The organism is Cryocola sp. 340MFSha3.1 (assembly GCF_000383315.1).
Classification (GTDB): Bacteria; Actinomycetota; Actinomycetes; order Actinomycetales; family Microbacteriaceae; genus Leifsonia.
Genome location: NZ_KB911087.1, coordinates 2029996 through 2048181, shown reverse-complemented (window position 1 = coordinate 2048181; position 18186 = coordinate 2029996). Strand labels below are relative to the sequence as shown.

At 70.5% G+C, this 18186-nt stretch carries 18 protein-coding genes; 11 read left to right on the top strand and 7 right to left on the bottom strand.

Annotation, left to right across the window (positions count from 1 at the left end; all coding sequences use genetic code 11):
* Nucleotides 1–10: 10 nt before the first annotated feature.
* Nucleotides 11–412, bottom strand: a complete 402-nt coding sequence (locus H284_RS0109790; RefSeq protein WP_018189152.1) for a hypothetical protein — start codon at nucleotides 410–412, stop codon at nucleotides 11–13.
* A gap of 121 nt (nucleotides 413–533) precedes the next feature.
* Between H284_RS0109790 and H284_RS0109785 the strand changes: the two genes are divergently transcribed.
* On the top strand, nucleotides 534–1694 hold the full coding sequence (locus tag H284_RS0109785) for a PrsW family glutamic-type intramembrane protease (protein WP_020076094.1): 1161 nt from the start codon (nucleotides 534–536) through the stop codon (nucleotides 1692–1694).
* On the opposite strand, the gene H284_RS0109780 is transcribed toward H284_RS0109785, so the two are convergent.
* The 6 genes from H284_RS0109780 to H284_RS0109755 all read right to left on the bottom strand — a co-directional run bounded on the left by H284_RS0109780 (nucleotide 1658) and on the right by H284_RS0109755 (nucleotide 9868).
* Nucleotides 1658–2716, bottom strand: a complete 1059-nt coding sequence (locus tag H284_RS0109780) for an NAD-dependent epimerase/dehydratase family protein (RefSeq protein ID WP_020076093.1) — start codon at nucleotides 2714–2716, stop codon at nucleotides 1658–1660. The two genes, H284_RS0109785 and H284_RS0109780, sit on opposite strands and share 37 nt — an antisense overlap.
* A gap of 46 nt (nucleotides 2717–2762) precedes the next feature.
* Nucleotides 2763–5342, bottom strand: a complete 2580-nt coding sequence (locus tag H284_RS0109775; protein WP_020076092.1) for a DUF2156 domain-containing protein — start codon at nucleotides 5340–5342, stop codon at nucleotides 2763–2765.
* Nucleotides 5343–5406: 64 nt separating this feature from the next.
* Nucleotides 5407–6795 carry a glycine--tRNA ligase gene (locus H284_RS0109770; protein ID WP_020076091.1) on the bottom strand — a complete coding sequence of 463 codons (1389 nt, stop codon included), beginning with the start codon at nucleotides 6793–6795 and terminating at the stop codon, nucleotides 5407–5409.
* Nucleotides 6796–6866: 71 nt separating this feature from the next.
* Entirely contained in the window at nucleotides 6867–7766 is a 900-nt protein-coding gene (locus H284_RS0109765; protein ID WP_020076090.1) for an Abi family protein, read from the bottom strand.
* 111 nt (nucleotides 7767–7877) lie between these two features.
* On the bottom strand, nucleotides 7878–8522 hold the full coding sequence (locus H284_RS0109760) for a GNAT family N-acetyltransferase (protein WP_020076089.1): 645 nt from the start codon (nucleotides 8520–8522) through the stop codon (nucleotides 7878–7880).
* Between the two features lie 41 nt (nucleotides 8523–8563).
* Nucleotides 8564–9868 (bottom strand): glutamyl-tRNA reductase, encoded by a 1305-nt coding sequence (locus tag H284_RS0109755; protein WP_020076088.1) that lies wholly within the window; start codon nucleotides 9866–9868, stop codon nucleotides 8564–8566.
* 98 nt (nucleotides 9869–9966) lie between these two features.
* Between H284_RS0109755 and hemE the strand changes: the two genes are divergently transcribed.
* The 10 genes from hemE (at nucleotide 9967) to H284_RS0109705 (ending at nucleotide 18072) form a co-directional block, all read left to right on the top strand.
* Nucleotides 9967–11115, top strand: a complete 1149-nt coding sequence (gene hemE / locus H284_RS0109750) for a uroporphyrinogen decarboxylase (RefSeq protein ID WP_020076087.1) — start codon at nucleotides 9967–9969, stop codon at nucleotides 11113–11115.
* A complete protein-coding gene (hemG, locus tag H284_RS0109745) occupies nucleotides 11100–12761 on the top strand; it encodes a protoporphyrinogen oxidase (RefSeq protein WP_020076086.1) in 1662 nt (553 codons plus the stop codon). The genes hemE and hemG overlap by 16 nt, the downstream gene beginning before the upstream one ends.
* 8 nt (nucleotides 12762–12769) lie before the next feature.
* The gene (locus H284_RS0109740) at nucleotides 12770–13090 is read left to right on the top strand and encodes a hypothetical protein (RefSeq protein ID WP_018189163.1); all 321 of its coding nucleotides are present in this window, start codon (nucleotides 12770–12772) and stop codon (nucleotides 13088–13090) included.
* A 37-nt stretch (nucleotides 13091–13127) separates the two neighbouring features.
* Complete coding sequence (locus H284_RS0109735) at nucleotides 13128–13613, top strand: phage holin family protein (protein ID WP_018189164.1); 486 nt, start codon at nucleotides 13128–13130, stop codon at nucleotides 13611–13613.
* Nucleotides 13603–13818, top strand: a complete 216-nt coding sequence (locus H284_RS0109730; RefSeq protein ID WP_018189165.1) for a DUF3618 domain-containing protein — start codon at nucleotides 13603–13605, stop codon at nucleotides 13816–13818. Before H284_RS0109735 ends, H284_RS0109730 begins: the two co-directional genes overlap by 11 nt.
* 49 nt (nucleotides 13819–13867) lie before the next feature.
* Nucleotides 13868–14599, top strand: coding sequence for a hydrogen peroxide-dependent heme synthase (hemQ, locus tag H284_RS0109725; protein ID WP_018189166.1), 732 nt, complete (start codon nucleotides 13868–13870; stop codon nucleotides 14597–14599).
* The gene (locus H284_RS0109720; protein ID WP_020076085.1) at nucleotides 14596–15777 is read left to right on the top strand and encodes a ferrochelatase; all 1182 of its coding nucleotides are present in this window, start codon (nucleotides 14596–14598) and stop codon (nucleotides 15775–15777) included. Before hemQ ends, H284_RS0109720 begins: the two co-directional genes overlap by 4 nt.
* Nucleotides 15774–16775, top strand: coding sequence for a hydroxymethylbilane synthase (gene hemC, locus H284_RS0109715; RefSeq protein WP_020076084.1), 1002 nt, complete (start codon nucleotides 15774–15776; stop codon nucleotides 16773–16775). The genes H284_RS0109720 and hemC overlap by 4 nt, the downstream gene beginning before the upstream one ends.
* Nucleotides 16772–17566 (top strand): uroporphyrinogen-III synthase, encoded by a 795-nt coding sequence (locus H284_RS0109710; RefSeq protein WP_020076083.1) that lies wholly within the window; start codon nucleotides 16772–16774, stop codon nucleotides 17564–17566. Before hemC ends, H284_RS0109710 begins: the two co-directional genes overlap by 4 nt.
* A 158-nt stretch (nucleotides 17567–17724) precedes the next feature.
* The gene (locus tag H284_RS0109705) at nucleotides 17725–18072 is read left to right on the top strand and encodes a hypothetical protein (RefSeq protein ID WP_155885457.1); all 348 of its coding nucleotides are present in this window, start codon (nucleotides 17725–17727) and stop codon (nucleotides 18070–18072) included.
* Nucleotides 18073–18186: the final 114 nt, after the last annotated feature.

Here is an 18186-nt window from a genome sequence, read left to right as displayed (position 1 = left end):
AGCCTACGGGTCAGGCGGTGGCGCGGGCCACCGAGCTCAGCCGGAGGAACGAGAGCGCGAAGAGCGAGGCCAGCGCGAGCTCGGCGAGGATCGACACGGTTCCGGACAGGCTGCCGAATCCGGCGAACGACAGCACGATGTTGACGATGGCGAGCAGCCCGTAGCCGGCAGCGAGCACACCGCTCAGCAGCGGCCGGTTGGTCATGCGCCACCAGGGTCGCGCGGCGGCCACCGGCTCACCCGGGCCGCGGAACACCCGCGTGACGAGGTACCACCCGAGCGTCTGCAGCACGGTGAGGACGATGGATGCGGGCTCCGAGTGGAGGGCGTCGAACAGCAGCACGAGCACCAGGGTCACCGCGAGGAGGACGACGATCACGATCGTCTTCTCGCGCGGGGTGGTGAAGCGCATGGTGTTTCCTCCTGGTGTTCAGCATCCAGGATGTCAGGGCGGCCCGGCGCGTCGCCGCAGGCTCGCCGTGTCGCCCGGACGGGGAGGCGTGCCGCGGGCGCGGAATTCGTATGCTTGCCCGGTGACCATCGCACCGTCCGACAGCTCTGCCGGCCAGAGCTCTGCCGGCCAGAGCTCCGCCGGCCAGACCGCGCCCGCGTGGACCCCGCCTCCCGGCTGGTACGGCGACCCGTACGACGCGCGCTCGCTGCGCTGGTGGAGCGGGGCGGAGTGGACCGCCTACACGTATCCCGTTCAGGCGCAGCCCGTCCAACCCGCGAAGAAGCCCAAGCCGCCGCACAAGTGGATCGGCCGGTTCGGCGGGTGGATCTTCGCCGGCTGCAGCGTCTTCATCTGGCTCTGGCTGTTCGGCTTCAGCCTCTTGTTCAACGCCATCGCACCGCACGCGGACGATGACGGACCGGCGGTGCTCTCCCCGTTCCTCCTGGTGACGGGAGCGGCGACGGTGGCAGCGGCCATCCTCTACACGATGGCCTACCGGCTGAAGCCTGCCGACGGGCTGTCCGCTTCGCGGCTCGTCATCATCGCGGGCGTCGGTGGCCTGGCCGCGACGCTCGTCGCCGCCCCGATCAACACCCTGATCAATGTGTTGAGCGGCGGGACGTCGTCGCACCCGAGTGGGCTGCCGCTGGTGCTCGCCGGCGTGGTGGAGGAGCTGGTCAAGGTGACCGCGGCGATCCTTCTGGCCCTCCGGCTGCCGGTCAAGAACGCCCGGATCGGGCTGTTCGTCGGCGGTGCCGTCGGGCTGGGGTTCAGCGTCATCGAGAACCTCAGCTACCTGCAGGAGGCGTTCGCCCGCGGGCAGGACTCGCCGCTCGGCTTCGGCGTGTTCGTCGGGACGGCGATCGGGAGGGAGCTCACCGGCCCGTTCCTGCACCCGGTGTTCACCGCCCTCCTCACCGCGGCCGTGTTCGGCGCCGTGCGCAACGGCCGCTTCCGGGTGACGTTCGGCGTGGTCCTGGCGTACCTCGGTGTCGCGGCGGCCCATGGGATGTTCAACGGAGCCGCATGGCTGGCGCAGAACGTGCCGTGGCCGGCGGCGGCTCGCGGGGGCGCCATCCTGCTGTTCGACCTCGTGTTCGTCGTGGCCAGCGGGGTCACCTGGCTGCTGATCGCGCGGAGGATCCGGCGCAGGTCGGAGCAGGAGGCAGCGCAGCAGGATGCGTCGGACCAGCAGGAGGCGGATCAGCGCGCGGCGACGAACTCGTCCTCGGAGGCGTAGTCGAACCACCGGTCGGTCCGCGCCCGCTCGACGAGGTTCGGGAACACCGCCTCCCACGTCTCCTGCCGACGCTCCGCGGCGAGCACTTCGCGCACGGTCCAGTCGATCGTGGACTCCACCGCTTCGGCGTAGGTCACCGACTGCCGGTAGCCGAGCTCGACGGTCGCCGCCGTCATGCTCAGTAGCAGGGGATGCGCGACCGTCCACGGCGTGCTGCCGACGCCATCGATCGGGGGCCCGGGGAACGCGACGATCTCCACGTCGTGATCGAGCGCCCGGAAGATGATCCGCGCGATCTCCGCGACGCTGAGGTCGTCCCGGTCCACCGCGTTGAGCACGCGCCTGCCGGGCTGCGCGGCGCACAGGGCGACGAGTTCCGCGATGTTCACCGTCGATGAGGTGCTGAACCGGTTGGTCCCGTCGTCGGAGAGCACGATCTGCTTCCGGCCGTCGAGGGCGCGCTTGATGAAGTACCACTCGCGGAGCGCAGGGCTGAACGGTCCCTGGATGGCGCCAGGGCGCAGGATGCTGACCGGCAGGTCGTCGACCGCGAGCAGCCGACGCTCCATCGCGGCCTTGAGCGGTGAGTACGTCCGTTTGTCGTTGTCGACGGTCGGGTCGCTCTCCCGGAGCGGCACGGGATAGCGCGGGAAGTCGTCCGGCCCGGTCACCACATCCAGGTACCCGCCGTCGGCGCCGACGTACACCGAGCCCGTCGAGATCACGACGAGCGATCCGACGTCTCCGGCCAGCTGCGCGAGCTGGTCGGCGTGCCGCGGCTCGTAGGCGACAGTGTCGAGCACGAGGTCGTGGCCGCGCGCGCGGTCGAGCAGCGCGTCGGTGTCCTCGCGGTCCAGCCGGATGCTCGTCACATCCAGGTCGGCGAGGTCGGTGTCGCCGCGGTGCGGTCCGCGGTGTGCGAGCAGCACCGACCAGCCGTCGAGCGCGAGGCGCCGGGCGGCCGCGGAGCCGATCTGTCCGGTGCCGCCGATGATCATGGCGGTACGCGTCGTGGCGGTCATGCGGTCACCGTACCCCGGGGAGGCGCTCCGAGGTGGGCCGGAGACGCTACCGGATGAGGGTGCGCGCGAGGGCGACGTACTCGCGCGCGTTGGCGTCCGGCAGGTACGCCTTGCCGATCGCGTTGCCGATCGCCGGGAGCGCGACCGCGTCCGGGTATGCCATGTAGATGGTTTCGTAGGTGGGGTTGAACTTGCTCTTGAACGAGAACAGGGAGGCGAACCCGTAGGCGGGCTCGAGCGTCCGGGCGAGGAACGCGAGCAGCCGGTCCATCGCCGTCGGATCGTCCGCGTCCTCGTCGTCGAGCGGTTTCGTGGCGAGCGGTGCGCCCGACAGGCTGAGCACCTCGATGCCCTCGTCGCGCATGTGCTGGGCGGCCGAGGCGATGACGAATTCCATGATCCCGGACATCGAGCCGTCCGCACGCCGCATGAAGTCGATCGTGTAGCCGACCACCCGGCCGTCGCGCCAGCTCGGCAGCCAGCTGGTGACGGCCTGGAGCCCGCCGTCGGGGTCGAAGGCCAGGTACAGCCGGACGTCGGGGTCCTTGAGCTCATCGATGCCGCCGAGGGTGAATCCCATCTCGGGCAGCTCCTTCTCGGAGACCCACTGCTCGCTGACGGCCGTGATCTGCGTCTGGATGAGCGGGGAGAGGTCGTCCCAGGTCGTCCAGAGCGTCGAGATGCGCGCCTTGACGCCGCGGTTGTGGGCCTGCCGCACCTTCTGCCATGGCTTGCCCACGAGGTCGAAGGTCTGCGGGTGCATCAGCGTCTCCTCGCCGACGGACATCGTCGGCCAGCCGAGAGCGTCGAAGACCGGGAGGTACTCGCCGTGGATGCTGTAGAAGACCGGCGTCCAGCTGTTGGCGTCGCAGAACTGGACGAACTCGGCGATGGTCCGCTCCGCACGCTCCGGCCGGCACACCGGGTCGGAGAGGGTGATCGCGATCCCGTTGATGACCCGGTAGGCGATCGCGGACTCGCCGTCGGAGCTGAACCAGTAGACGTTGCCCGGCCAGGTGCCCATGAAGCCGAGCGTTCCGCCACCGCCCTGGCGCAGCAGCGACCGGAAGTGCTCCTCGTCGGCCACGGTGCGGCCGGTGAACGTCGCGCGGTACAACTGCAGGGTGGCGAAGATGAACACGATCCAGAACACCGGCCCGACCCAGTGGTAGAGCACGACCACGATCGGGGAGGTCGGCACGATCGGGGTTCCGAGCAGCGACAGGAAGCCGGCCGGGACGAAGCGGCGCAGCGCCGAGGAGAACACGTCGGCGACGGTGGCGTCCGGCACGAACTCGGTGAGGGAGGCGAGCCCGGCGATCAGGTAGGCCAGCGCAAGGAGCGCGAAGGTGCAGAACACGATGATCGCGAAGCGGACGGCGGCCTCGCGTGGCGACCGGATCTGGAACTGCCGGCGGGTGGCGATCAGCAGCGCGATCGACGCGATCGGAACCAGCAGGGCGGCCAGCAGCCACAGGAGCACCTCGAGGGCGGGAGCGAGAGCGTCGATGCTCTGCACATCCAAGTCGACGTCGCCGCCGAGCGCGGTGAACGGCAGCAGCAGCATCGCCGCGTTGACCGCGATGCCGAGGATCAGGGCGAACCGGCGGCCGCGGCGCAGGCCGATGGCCGTGAGGAGCAGCAGGGCCAACGGCAGGATCGAGAGCAGCAGCGGACCCGGGCCCTGCACCGACACCATGAGCAGCTGACTGCGGCAGTTGCTCGTGTACGAGACGTCGCAGCGCGCCATGACCGCGGCGACATCCACCTCGGGGCGCTCGAACAGCGCGGCGACGAACGAGAGCGGGCCGAACCCACCGGGAGGGAGCAGGGCGAGCAGCGGACCGAACGCCGTGATGGCGATGATGGCGGCGACCAGCGTGCGCGTCTCGGCGTGCGAGCTGCGGTGCAACCGCCGGAGGCCGCCGCGACGGAGCAGGACTCCCAAGCCGAGACCGAGCAGGGCCGCGATGAGCCGGTAGACGTTGTTCTGGTCGCCGTTGTAGAGCACGAAGACGAGCACGACAGCGAAGGTGAGCAGCCGGATGCGCCTGCGCCACAGCGCGCTGGCGAACGCGCTCGCCGTGATCAGCGTGCCGACGATGCCGACCGTCGGGTCGAGGGTGAAGTCGAACTCGGTGGCGGTCGCCCACAGCTCGCCGACGTTCGCCGCGCCCCACTGCAGCAGGACGCCGAGGGTGATGCCGAGCACCCCGGTGACCAGGAACGCGAGGACGGTGCGGGCCGTGCCGATCAGCCGCTCCGCCGCGGCCATCACCGTGAGGGCGAGCACGACCGCGATGATCGTCTGCGCGAGGTCCTCCGGCACGAAGAGCGCCGTGAACGGGGTCCACCAGAAGCCGGCCCGGATGGTCGTGGTGACGCCGGCCGCCCAGACGAGCGCGTCGCCGCCGACGGTCGCGGCGCTCCACAGCGTCCCCGTGACGATGGACGTCGCGAGCACCACCACCGCCAGCGCGATGCTGGCCGGAGCGATGCGCCCGTAGCGGGTCAGCATCCGCCCGAAGCCGTCGCCGCGCTGCTCGGAAGCCGTCTCGGCCGAGCCCTCGGGCGCGGGGGAGCTCGGGGGCGTCGACGTCGTCCGGTCGGTGTCTGCGTCGCTCATTCGGGCCTCCGTCACACTGGGCTCGGTCCGAGGACAGGCTAGAGGATGTCGGAGCCCGCGCGGGTCAGATCTCGCGGAGTCGTTCGGCCAGGTAGCGGTCGAGTCCCTCGAGCGGGATGCGCTCCTGCTGCATCGTGTCGCGGTCGCGGACCGTCACGGCGTCGTCCTCGAGCGAGTCGAAGTCGACCGTGACGGCGAGCGGCGTTCCGATCTCGTCCTGCCGGCGGTACCGGCGTCCGATCGCGCCCGAGTCGTCGAAGTCGACGTTGCGGCGCTTGCGCAGCCGGTCGGCGAGACCGCGGGCGAGCGGGGACAGGGCCTCGTTGCGCGAGAGTGGCAGCACGGCGACCTTGACCGGCGCGAGGCGCGGGTCGAGGCGCAGCACCGTGCGCTTGTCGGTGCCGCCCTTGGCGTTCGGCACCTGCTCCTCGTCGTACGCGTCGACCAGGAAGGCCATGAGCGCGCGCGTCAGACCGAACGACGGCTCGATCACGAACGGCACGTAGCGCTCGTTCTTGTTCTGGTCGAAGTAGCTCAGGTCTTTGCCGGAGTGCTCGATGTGCGTCTTCAGGTCGAAGTCGGTGCGGTTGGCGACACCCATGAGCTCGCCCCACTCGCTGCCGACGAACTCGAACCGGTACTCGATGTCGATGGTCCGCTTCGAGTAGTGCGCCAGCGATTCCTTGGGGTGCTCGAACCGGCGGATGTTGCCCGGCTTGATGCCCAGATCGGTGAACCACTCCCAGGCGAGGTCGATCCAGGTCTCGAACCACTCCTCGTCGGTGCCCGGCTCGACGAAATACTCGATCTCCATCTGCTCGAACTCGCGGGTGCGGAAGATGAAGTTGCCCGGCGTGATCTCGTTGCGGAACGCCTTGCCGATCTGGCCGATGCCGAACGGCGGCTTCTTGCGCGAGGTCTGCAGCACCGAGGCGAAGTCGGTGAAGATGCCCTGCGCCGTCTCCGGGCGCATGTAGTGCAGGCCGGACTCATCGTCGACGACGCCGAGGTAGGTCTTCATGAGGCCCGAGAACTGCCGGATCGGCGTCCACTGGCCGACCTTGTCCGGGTGATCCGGGTCCGGGATGTCGTCGAGGCCGTTCGCCGGCGGGTGGCCGTGCTCGGCCTCGTACGCCTCGAACAGGTGGTCGGCCCGGTAGCGCTTGTGGGTGATCAGCGACTCGGTCAGCGGGTCGCTGAACACCTGGACGTGACCGGACGCCTCCCACACGGCGGTCGGCAGGATGATGGCCGAGTCGAGGCCCACCATGTCGCCGCGGCCGCGCACGAAGGAGTTCCACCACTCGCGCTTGATGTTCTCCTTCAGCTCCACGCCGAGGGGACCGTAGTCCCACGCCGACCGGGTTCCGCCGTAGATCTCTCCGGAGGGGAAGACGAATCCACGGTGCTGAGCCAGCGTGATGACGGAATCCAGTCTCGACGGTGCGGCCATGGTGCTCCCTGTGCGGTGCGGGTGTGTGGGGGACCCGTCCATCCTACTGAGGAAGCGCACCCGGGCGTCGCTCACAGCGTGGGTCTGTAGTAGCCCTGCTCCAGGCCCGGCACCGAGTGGACGAGGTCGAGGAGGTGAGTGGAGTAGCTGTTTCCGCTCTCGATCTGGTCGACCATCCCCGCAAGGAGGGTCAGGGCAGCGGCCGGGGTCTTTGGAGCCAGATACTCCCGTTTCACCTTCAATGCGATGGCAGGCAACGTCACATGGCCATTGATCCGCCTGTTCCACAGTCGTCCGTGATGGGCCGCGATGTTCCTCAGGAAAGCGATGTTCTGCACCGCTTGGAGGAGCTTGGGGACGTCCTCGATGTGGATCGATCTGGCAACGGGCTCGAGGATGGATTTGTCCCTGAGCGCGCGCAACAACCGCGAGAAGGTGCCGATCGAGACGACCTCGATCGCCGCCCACAGAGGTACGGGATCGCCCCTGTCAAGGTGGTGCCGGATGAAGATCTCGTCGCGATGCTGAACAGCGTTGAAGTCCCGAAGGACGGCATTTCGGTTGCCGGCCTCGCTGTGCCACCGCCGGTGACCAGGATCCGACACGTCGACCTCCGGCACTGCGGGTAGGTAGAGGGCCGGGTCGAGGTATGCGTCACCGCCGCCGATGGCCTGGGTGAGGTGATAGGCGACCCTGCTTCGCAAGGTGGGCTCGACGACTGAGATTCCATCCAGGACGCTGTTGCGGACAGCTCGGTCGAGGTCATAGACCTCCATCACCTGCGCTGCCCGCACGTTCGCCCTGTAGCGGTCGCTGTCTCCTTCGTAGAAGGAACGCGCGTAGCCGCTCACCCGGTAGTAATTGCTGGAATACAGGAACATGGCGAAGGCCTCCGCGCTCACATCGCCCAGGATCAACCCACGATCGACGTGCCGCTGGACCTGCGCTCGCAGGTCGATCCAGTCCTTCACATGCAACCTCTCGCCATACAAACGAAGAACCCACCCAGCCCGAAGGCTGGGTGGGTCCGAATGTTGGTTCCAAACTATCACAGCGAGCCGCATGCCGTGGAGGAGCCGCGGCTACTCCGCGAGCGATTGGCGCGCCGAGCGGAACTCCTGCTCGAGGATGGCGTAGACGGCGGTGTCCGACCACTCGCCCTTGAAGATCTCGGTCTCGCGCAGGAGCGCCTCCTGGCGCATCCCGAGACGCTCGCACAGGCGGGCCGATGCGTCGTTGCGGGCGTCGAGCTGGGCGAAGACCCGGTGGGCGCCGAGGGTGTCGAAGCAGAGTTCGAGCACCCGCTGGGCCGCCTCGGTCGCGTAGCCGGCTCCGTGGACCGCCGGGTGGAAGACCCAGCCCATCTCGAACTTGCCCCAGGTCGCGTTCTTCAGGAAGAGGCTGATGTCGCCGATCACGCGGCCGCGGCCGCCCTCGGCGTCGGCCAGCTCGACGGCGAACACGATGCCGTCGCCGTTCTCGGCCAGCCGGTTCATGGCGATCCGCTTGCGAAGGTGCTCCGCCGACTCGTCGTGGTCGTGCACCTCCCAGTAGAGGTAGCGGACGACGTCCTTCAGCTTCTGGTAGGCGTGCACGTCCTCCAGGTCGCCCGTGTTCAGCGGGCGCAGCAGCAGGCGCTCGGTGCGCAACTGTTCCGCGGCGTAGGGCAGGCCGCTCGCGCCGTGCGGCGGGATGACGGCGGTCGTGGTGGCTTCTTCGTCGCTCACGGTCGCTCCTCGTGCTGTGTGGTGCGGGATGGTGCTGTGGTTCAGGATGCCGCGGACTCGTCGTCCACAGCGGTGAGGCGGGGGCGGGCGCGCTCGGCGTCCACATCCACGCCGAAGACGGCGGCGGCGCCGTCGATGAAGGACTGCGCGTCGCCCTGCCGGGCGAGTTCGCGCGCGCGGACCGACGGGGTGTGGAGCAGGACGCCGGCCAGGTGACGCAGGGCCGCCTCGGTCTGCTCGCTGCCGTCTCCGCGGTTCCTGGCGCGCTCGATCTCGGCGTCGAGGACGTCGAACACGTGCTTGCGCAGCGCGACGAGCGCGGGGGTGACCTCCTGCTCGGCGGTCCGTGCGCGGTACTCGGCGGCGGCCGCGTCCACGATGCTGCGCGCGTCGTCCGCGGCCTGCAGCTCGGTCAGCGGCGCGTGGATGCTGATGGTCTCGAGGTCGAGCAGCTCGACGCCGAGCAGCTCGGCGACCGTCGGGTCGACGTTCCGGGGGAGGCCGAGGTCGATCACCAGGCGGCGCTCGACCGCGCCGGGCAGGGCGACGGCCTCGACGAGGATGGGCCGGGTCAGGACGTAGTCGGTGACCGCGGAGCAGGTGACGACGAGGTCGCTCTCCGCCAGCGCGTCGACGAGCCCGTCGGCAGCGACGGGCGCGATGTCGTGCGAGAGGGCGAACTTGGCCGCGCGACCCGACGGCGAGTACACCCGCACGTCGGTCACGCCGCGATCGCGGAGTGCGGCGAGGCTCGCCCCCGCATACTTGCCGGTGCCGACGAGCAGCACGCGCGTCTGCGCCCAGTCGCTGATCCGGCTCTCGGCGAGGTCGAGGGCGAGGCGGACGAGGGAGCGGCCGGCGGTCATGATGCCGGTGCGGTTCTTCACCCCGCGGGAGGTGCGCGATGCGACCTGGAACAGGCGCTCCAGCTCGCTGGTCACCGATCCGTCGCGGCGGGCCGACTCCAGTGCGCGGCGCACCTGGCCGGCGATCTCACCCTCGCCGACGACGACCGACTCGAGGCCGCTGGTGACGGCGAACAGGTGCTCGGCGACCGCGTGGTCGCTGTAGACGGCGCTCGCGCCGCGGAGCAGGTCGGGGTCGATTCCGGCGGCGCTGCTCACCGCATCCAGCACGGCCTCGGTGGAGACGGCGCGGGCGGCCGGGAGCGGCTCGTCGATGTCGAGGTAGGCCTCGAAGCGGTTGCAGGTCGCGAGAACGACCGAGCCCGAGACGATGTCGCTGTGCTCCGAGAGTGCGGCGGTGATGGCCGGAGCGTGACGCTCGAGCCGTTCCAGGAGGTCGAAGTCCGCCGTCCGGTGACTCGACGAGAAGCACAGAAGCACGGAGGAAAGCCTACGCTCGCGTCGGAGCAACCTCGAATCGGGGTCCAGGTTCCCTTCAGCCGGGCGTTCTCGCGGGAGAGCCCTGGCACAATCGTGTAGTGACCACCCTCGCCTCCGACCATCCCCTCGCCGCCGGCCTCACCGCCTCCAGCCCCCTCGTCCGGGCGTACCAGGGCGAACGCCAGGAGGTGACCCCGGTCTGGTTCATGCGCCAGGCGGGGCGCTCTCTGCCCGAGTACCGCGAACTGCGGGTCGGGACGCGGATGCTCGACGCCTGCCTCGACCCGGCGATGGCGAGCGAGATCACCCTGCAGCCGGTGCGGCGCCATGGTGTCGACGCGGGCATCTTCTTCAGCGACATCGTCGTCCCGCTGAAGCTCGCGGGAGTGGATGTGGAGATCGTGCCGGGCAAGGGGCCGGTGTTCGCTCAGGCCGTCCGCACGGCGGCGGATGTCGAGCGCCTGACGGCGATCGATCCGGCGTCGCTCGACGAGAGCGTCTTCGCACCGATCCAGGAGGCCGTGCGCATCACGGTTGCCGAGCTGGGCAGCACCCCGCTGATCGGCTTCGCCGGCGCTCCGTTCACGCTGGCCGCCTACCTCGTCGAGGGCGGTCCGTCGAAGGACCACATCCGCGCGCGGACGCTCATGCACGCGGACCCGGAGGCGTGGGCCCGCCTGATGGAGTGGACGGCCGACGTCTCCGGCGCGTTCCTCCGCGCCCAGGTGCTCGCCGGCGCGAGCGCCGCCCAGCTCTTCGACTCGTGGGCTGGGTCGCTCTCGCTCCACGACTATGTGACCCACGTCGCCCCCGCCTCGTCCCGGGCGCTGTCGCACGTCCGCGACCTGGCGTACGAGCTTCCCCGCACCGCGGCAGCCGGCGACGCCGAGCCTGCGCTCGACGACGTCGTGCGGAACGTCCCGCTCGTGCACTTCGGCGTCGGCACCGGCGAGCTGCTCAAGGCGATGCACGAGGCCGGGGCGGATGCCGTGGGCGTCGACTACCGCATCCCGCTCGACGAGGCCAGCCGCCGCCTGGGGCACGTCGTGCCGGTGCAGGGCAACGTCGATCCGGCGATGCTGGACGCGCCGTGGCCGGTGCTCGAAGCGCACGTCCGCGACGTGCTCGACCGCGGCCGCGAGGCGCCCGCGCACATCCTGAACCTCGGTCACGGCGTCCCGCCGGAGACCGACCCCACCGTTCTGACGCGCGTCGTCGAGCTGGTGCACGGGTGGCGACCGGAGTGAGCGGCGAGGGCGACGACATCGGCGACGAGATCCGCCACGCGGTCGAAGCGCCGCCCACGCGCATCGTCGTCGTCGGCGGTGGGATGGCCGGGCTGGTCGTCGCGCGCGAGTGCGCCCGTCCGGGGTTCGAGGTCACCCTCCTCGAGGCCTCCGACCGCGTCGGCGGCAGTGTCGCGCCGCTTCCCCTCGGCGGGATGACGCTGGACGCGGGTGCCGAGAGCTTCGCGACCCGAGGCGGCCACGTCTCCGAGCTCCTCAGCGACCTGGGTCTCGACGACGACGTGGTGCAGCCCAACCCCTCCGGTGCCTGGGTGCGCCACGGGAGCCGCTCGGTTCCTCTCCCGAAGGCCGGGCTGCTCGGCATCCCGAGCTCGCCGCTGGCCAAGGACGTCGTAGCGGCGATCGGCTGGCCCGGAGCTCTGCGCGCGTACCTCGACCGCCTGATGCCGGTGCTCAAGATCGGCAAGGAGCGTCGCCTCGGCACGCTCGTCCGCAAGCGCATGGGAAGCAGAGTGCTCGACCTCCTCGTGGCCCCGGTCGCGACCGGCGTGTACTCGGCCGCACCCGACGAGCTGGATGTCGAAGTGGTCGCCCCGGGGCTCAACTCCGCGCTCACCCGGCTGGGCTCGCTGTCCGGCGCGGTCGGCGAACTGCGATCGGCGTCGAAGGCGGGGAGCGCGGTCGGCGGGATCCGCGGCGGGATGTGGCGGCTGCCGGAGGCGCTCGCCGCAGACGTCGAGGCGCGCGGTGGGACGGTTCGCACGGGCGCCGCGGTCGCGGCCATCGACCGGTGGAGCGCGCCGGATGCCGAGGAGACGGCGCGCGCTGTCATCGAGTCGGTGCTGGCCGAGTCGCTCGCGGGCGACGAGGCGACGGCGACCGTCCCGGAAGCGGAGGCGCCCCGCCCGGCCCGCTGGGTCGTGCGCACGACCGACGGCCACGAACTCCCGGCCGATGTCGTGGTGCTCGCCGCTCCGGCCGACGCCTCGCTGCGGCTCCTCCCCGCACTCGAAACGGCGCCGGGCGACACGGGCGATCTCGCCGACCTCGCGGGCCTGGACTGGCCCGCCGCCTCCAGCGTCGAGCTGGTGACCCTCGTGATCGACGACGACCGCCTCTCGACCACCCCGGTCGGGACGGGCGTGCTCGTCGCTGATGTTCCCGGCACGGATGTTCGTGCCAAGGCGATGACCCACTCCAGCGCGAAGTGGGCCTGGGTCGCGGAGGCCGCCGGACCCGGCCGCCATGTGGTCCGGCTCTCCTACGGCCGCGCCGGTCGCGCGGCGGAGACGCGGGATCTGGACGACGCCGGACTGCGTGCTCTGGCGGTCGCCGACGCGTCCCGGCTCCTCAATATTCCGATCGCGGAATCCTCTGTGACCGCATTCGCCCGAACCCCCTGGACGAACGCCCTCCCGTATGCGACAGTGGGGCAGCGGGAACGCATCCAGCGGGTCCGCACCGAGGTCGACGGCGTCGAGGGTCTCGAGGTCACCGGGTCCTGGCTGACCGGTACGGGCCTCGCCTCCGTCATCCCGGATGCGCGCCGGACTGCCGAGCGCGCGCGAGGTCTACGCTGGAGGGCCCTGACGGCCGCTCTCCAGGCGGACGCCTCAGGAACCACCGAACAGGGACTCGACACTTAGGAGACGGAATGCGCGGCAAACTCCTCTTCGTCGCCGGAGCGGCGGTGGGCTACGTGCTCGGCGCCCGCGCCGGACGCGAACGGTACGACCAGATCAAGGCCGCGGCGACGCAGGCGTGGCAGTCGCCGGGCGTGCAGAAGCAGGTCCACGCGGTGGAGGACTTCGTGTCCGCGAAGGTCGGCGAGTTCCCGGAGACCGCGTACATCACCGTGAAGAAGCTCGTCGTGCAGGCGAACCGCCGCCGCCGCGAGTCCCGGGCGCCGTATCCGTCGCCCGCCGCCGAAGCCGCCATCCGCGCGGGAGACGGCAGCAGCGACACGTCGTCCTGACGGGGGTACTGTACGGAAGCGACGAGGGGAGACGCCGATGACCGACCGTGAGCGGGGAGCCGCAGGCGCTGCCGGCGCGTCCGGACCGCAGCAGGTGCGGACACCGGGGGAGCGCGCACGCGCGGAGCGGGCGAAGGCCCGACCTCTCGTCCAGCTGATCTCCGACCTTCCCCGGCTGATCGTCGAGCTGCTGAAGGCCGAGCTGAACCACCTCAAGGCCGAGTTCGCCGAGAAGGCGAAGTATGCCGGCGTCGGCATAGGGCTCCTCGCCGGGGCCGCCTTCTTCCTGTTCTTCGCGTTCGGGACACTGGTCGCTGCCGCCATCCTCGGCATCGCGGTCGCGCTGCCCGCCTGGGCGGCCGCGCTCATCGTCTTCGGCGCACTGGTCGTGATCGCCGTGATCCTGGCGCTGGTCGGCATCCGCTCGTTCAAGAAGATGGACGGCGTCGCCCCCTCGCAGACCATCGACAGCATCAAGGAAGACGCGGACGCGCTGAAGGGACTGGGGAAGTATGACAACTGACCGCAGCGACGTCGACCGGGCGCGGGCCGAGCTCGCCGCCACGGTGGAGGCGATCGAGTACAAGCTGAACGTGCCCAAGCGCGCGGCCGAGACGATCGAGCGACTCCGTCGGGACAACCCGCTGGGCCTCGCCGGTATCGCGGCCGGGGCGGTCGCCGCGACCGCCCTCGCCGTCTGGGGCGTCGTCCGTCTCATCCGACGGTGAGCGCCTCCCCGTTTTTGGCCTTCTCAGGTTTGAGAGGGAGACTGTGGGTATGAGTACCCCGGCTGCCGTTCCGGCAGAGTCGACCACCCCCGACACCCCCACCGACACCCCGACCGGATTCACGCTCTGGGCTGTGCTGCGCCGCGATCCCGCCCGACCGGACGACCTCGACGGCACGGACGTGCCGACCGCCGTCTCCGAGCTCGAAGGCGTGATCGCCGACATGGAGCTCCAGAACGTCACGACGCGCGGACTCTACGATGTCTCCGGCCTCCGGGCCGACGCCGACGTCATGATCTGGCTGCACGGCCCCGAGGCGGAGGCGCTGCAGTGGGGACTCCGCCAGCTGCGTCGCACCCGGCTGCTGAAGGCGCTCCTCCCGACCTGGAACGCCATGGGCGTCCACCGCGACGCCGAGTTCAACAAGGCCCACGTCCCCGGATTCCTCCGGGGCAAGGGCCCGAAGGAGTGGCTCTGCGTCTACCCGTTCGTGCGCAGCTACGAGTGGTACCTGCTGCCGGACGAGGAGCGCTCGAAGATGCTCGCCGAGCACGGCCGGAAGGGCGCCGCGTTCCGGTCAGTCCTCGCGAACACGGTCGCCTCGTTCGCCCTCGGCGACTACGAGTGGATCCTGCCGCTCGAGGCCGACGAGCTCACCGACCTCGTCGACATGATGCGCGAGCTCCGCTACACGGAGGCGCGTCGCCACGTGCGCGAAGAGGTCCCGTTCTTCACCGGTCGCCGCATCCAGCCGGCCGAGGTCGTGGAGGTCCTGCAGTGACGGATGCGCAGACCGCCCAGCGCGTGCTGGGTGCGACCCCGGCTGCCGCCGCGGGTCCGGAGCACGTCACCGAGCCGACCGCGTACGACGCCATCCTGCTCGCCGGTTTCGGCGGTCCGGAGGGGCAGGACGACGTCATCCCCTTCCTCCGCAACGTCACCCGCGGTCGCGGCATCCCGGAGGAGCGGCTCGAAGAGGTCGCCCATCACTACCGACACTTCGGCGGCGTCAGCCCTATCAACGACCAGAACCGCGAGCTCAAGGCGGCCCTGGAGGCGGAGCTCGCCGAGCGCGGCATCGACCTGCCGGTGCTGTGGGGCAACCGCAACTGGGATCCGTACCTCGCCGACGCGCTCCGCGAAGCCGACGAACGCGGCTTCACCAAGCTGATCGCGATCGCGACGAGCGCGTACTCCTCGTATTCGAGCTGCCGCCAGTACCGCGAGGACTTCGCGGGCGCGCTGGAGGCCACGGGACTCGAGGGCCGCATCCAGATCGACAAGGTGCGCCAGTTCTTCGACCACCCTGGCTTCGTCGAGCCGTTCATCGAGGGCGTGAAGAACGCCATCGACGAGCTGCAGCAGAAGCTTCCGGGCATCGACCCGGCCACCGAGGTGCGCATCCTCTTCTCGACGCACTCCATCCCGTCGACCGACGCGGCGAAGTCCGGGCCGGCCGAGCGCGGCTTCGGCGAGGGCGGCGCCTATGCGGCCCAGCACCTCGCGGTCGCCGAGGTCGTCTCGCACGCTGCGACCGGCGGCACCGTCGGCTGGGATCTGGTCTACCAGTCCCGCTCGGGCCCGCCGTCGATGCCGTGGCTGGAGCCGGACATCAACGACCGCATCGCCGAGCTCCCCGCCCTGGGGATCAAGGGCGTCGTCATCGTTCCGCTCGGTTTCGTCAGCGACCACATGGAGGTCCTCTGGGACCTCGACAACGAGGCGATGGAGACCAGCGACGAGAACGGCCTGGTCGCCGTCCGCGTCCCGACCCCCGGCACCCATGCGGCGTACGTGAAGGGCCTGGTCGACCTGGTCTTGGAGCGCCGCGACGCCGTCCCCGTCGACAAGCGCCCGGCGATGACATCGCTCGGCCCCTGGTATGACGTGTGCCGCCCCGGCTGCTGCGAGAACGTCCGGCTCGGGTTCAAGCCCGCCGCTGCGGGGCTCGCGCCGTGAGCGGGACCGTGATGAGGGTCGACGGCGCCGCCGAGCGCCGCGAGGGCGTGCTGCGCATCGGCACCCGCGGCAGCGCGCTGGCGGTCGCACAGACGACGGCCGTCGCCGAGTCCATCGCGCGCGCGACCGGGCTGGATGTCGAACTCGTCACGGTGACCACCCACGGCGACACGTCGCGCGAGTCGCTGGCTCAGCTCGGCGGCACGGGCGTGTTCGCGACCGCCCTGCGCGACGCCCTGCGCGCCGGCGAGGTCGACCTCGTCGTGCACTCGCTCAAGGACCTCCCGACTGCGCCCGCTCCCGGGCTCGTCATCGGCGCCGTCCCCAAGCGCGCCGATGCCCGCGACACCCTCGCCGCGCGTGACGGTCTGACGCTCGAGACCCTCCCCGAGGGTGCCCGCGTCGGAACCGGATCGCCACGCCGCGTCGCCCAGCTGAAGTCGCAGCGTCCCGACCTCGACGTCGTCGACCTGCGCGGCAACGTCGACACGCGTCTCCGCATGGTGACCGACGGCGAGCTGGATGCGGTGGTGCTCGCCGCGGCGGGCCTCAGCCGTCTCGGCCGCCTCGACGCCGTGACCGACTACTTCCCGCTGTCGCTCGTCCCGACCGCTCCGGGCCAGGGCGCGCTCGCGCTCGAGGTCCGTGCCGGAGACGAGAAGGGCCGCGGGCCGATCGCCCGGGCGCTCTCAGCGGTAGACCACGTCACCACCCACGCGTCGGTGACCGCCGAGCGCCACGTGCTCGCCGGTCTCGAAGCGGGATGCGCCGCTCCCATCGGTGCCACCGCCCTCGTCGACGACGGCCTGCTCTTCCTCACGGCGACCGTGTACCGCCCCGACGGCACGGAGAAGCTCACCGCATCCCACGCCGCCACTCCCGACTCCCTCAGCGCCGCTCACCTCGACGAGGCCGCACAGGATGTCGGCGCCCGCGTGGTCGCCGAGCTGCTGGAGGCCGGGGCCGCGTCGCTTGCTCCACTCGGGAGCGATCGATGACCACTACCGCTCCGACTCCGAAGCCGCTCGCCGGCTGGCGCGTGCTCGTGCCGCGCGGCGGCCCGTGGGGCGACTCGGTCGCCGCCGACCTGCGGGCGAAGGGCGCGTCGCCGGTCGTCGCCGCGATGATCAACTTCGCTCCGACGGCGGACGCCTCGGCGCTCGAGGCCGCCCTCGCCCGGCTGGCGAACGGCGAGTTCGACTGGATGACGGTCACGAGCGCAACGACAGTGGATGTGCTCAGCGCCCAGCGCGCCGTCGTCCCGCCCACGACACGGGTCGCCGCGGTGGGCGAGACGACCGCCGCCGCACTCGCCGCCGCCGGCTATCACGTCGACCTGGTGCCCTCGGAGGACAACTCGGCCCGCGGCCTGCTCGCGGAATGGGAGGCGGCCACCCAGGGCGCCTTCCCCTTGCGCGTCCTCACCCTCCGCTCGGAGATCGCGAAGCCCCTCCTGACCGAGGGGCTGCGTCGCATCGGGCACGATGTCGAGTCGGTCGTCGCCTACCGGACGGTTGGCGTGCCGGTGCCCGAGAAGGTGATAACCGACGTGCGCGACGGGCTCGTGCAGGCGATCCTGGTCACCAGCGGCTCGGTCGCCGAGCAGGTGCAGAAGCAGCTCGGCCCCGTCCCGGAGTCGACGCTGATCGCGGCCATCGGCCCGCAGACCGCGCGCGACGCCCGTTCCTTAGGCCTCCGGGTCGATGTCATCGCCGCGGAGCGCACCGCCGCATCCCTCATCGACGCGGTCGTTCAGGTCGCGCAGGCGCGCACCGCGGAGGACGACTGACGCCTCGATGCGTCATGGTCGGGCAGGTCACCACGTCTATCTGACTGACGGGTCTTCGAGCCGTCCGGTCGAACCCCCGGGTTCTCCGAATCAGATGGCGGAGGTGGCGCGTGCGTATGGTCCGGGTTGGCGGGGGCGTCCTGCTAGGTATCGCACTGGTGGCGGGGCTCATGGGCTGCGGACCGCTGCGTGATCGTCTGAGGACTCCGGACCCTCCGGTCAAGGAGCTGCAGCGGGAGTCCGCGCTCTACTACCGGGATGAGTACCAACCGAATGTCGAGAAGATCCGTTTCACCCAGGACGGCGACCGGCCGGGCCTCGGCGCGTCGTGGCGCGTCAACGCGATCGCAACGGTCGCGGGCTCTGATTACCACGTGATCGTCGGGCCGGAAACGGGTCCGGCGTTCGTAGGTGGAGATGGCGCGCCGCCCGAGGCGCCTACGCCCCCTCCGCACCTCTCCTTGACGATTGTCTACAGTGATGGGACGTCGGAGGTGATCGAGTGACGACCGCTCTCGACCCGATCGCTCTTTCTGATTTGGTGCGTCACGTTCGATAGAGCCTTGCGTCTTCTCAAGTGACGGACATTTTCGTCCGGTCGTGGACTCGAGTGCCTCGGC

Excerpts from the sequence above, each read along its gene's own strand:
- H284_RS0109790 (WP_018189152.1), bottom strand. The coding sequence starts at position 412 with ATGCGCTTCACCACCCCGCGCGAGAAGACGATCGTGATCGTCGTCCTC.
- H284_RS0109730 (WP_018189165.1), top strand. The coding sequence starts at position 13,603 with ATGACAACTGACCGCAGCGACGTCGACCGGGCGCGGGCCGAGCTCGCC.
- hemQ (WP_018189166.1), top strand. The coding sequence starts at position 13,868 with ATGAGTACCCCGGCTGCCGTTCCGGCAGAGTCGACCACCCCCGACACC.
- H284_RS0109740 (WP_018189163.1), top strand. The coding sequence starts at position 12,770 with ATGCGCGGCAAACTCCTCTTCGTCGCCGGAGCGGCGGTGGGCTACGTG.
- H284_RS0109710 (WP_020076083.1), top strand. The coding sequence starts at position 16,772 with ATGACCACTACCGCTCCGACTCCGAAGCCGCTCGCCGGCTGGCGCGTG.
- H284_RS0109780 (WP_020076093.1), bottom strand. The coding sequence starts at position 2,716 with ATGACCGCCACGACGCGTACCGCCATGATCATCGGCGGCACCGGACAG.
- H284_RS0109735 (WP_018189164.1), top strand. The coding sequence starts at position 13,128 with ATGACCGACCGTGAGCGGGGAGCCGCAGGCGCTGCCGGCGCGTCCGGA.
- H284_RS0109775 (WP_020076092.1), bottom strand. The coding sequence starts at position 5,342 with ATGAGCGACGCAGACACCGACCGGACGACGTCGACGCCCCCGAGCTCC.
- H284_RS0109770 (WP_020076091.1), bottom strand. The coding sequence starts at position 6,795 with ATGGCCGCACCGTCGAGACTGGATTCCGTCATCACGCTGGCTCAGCAC.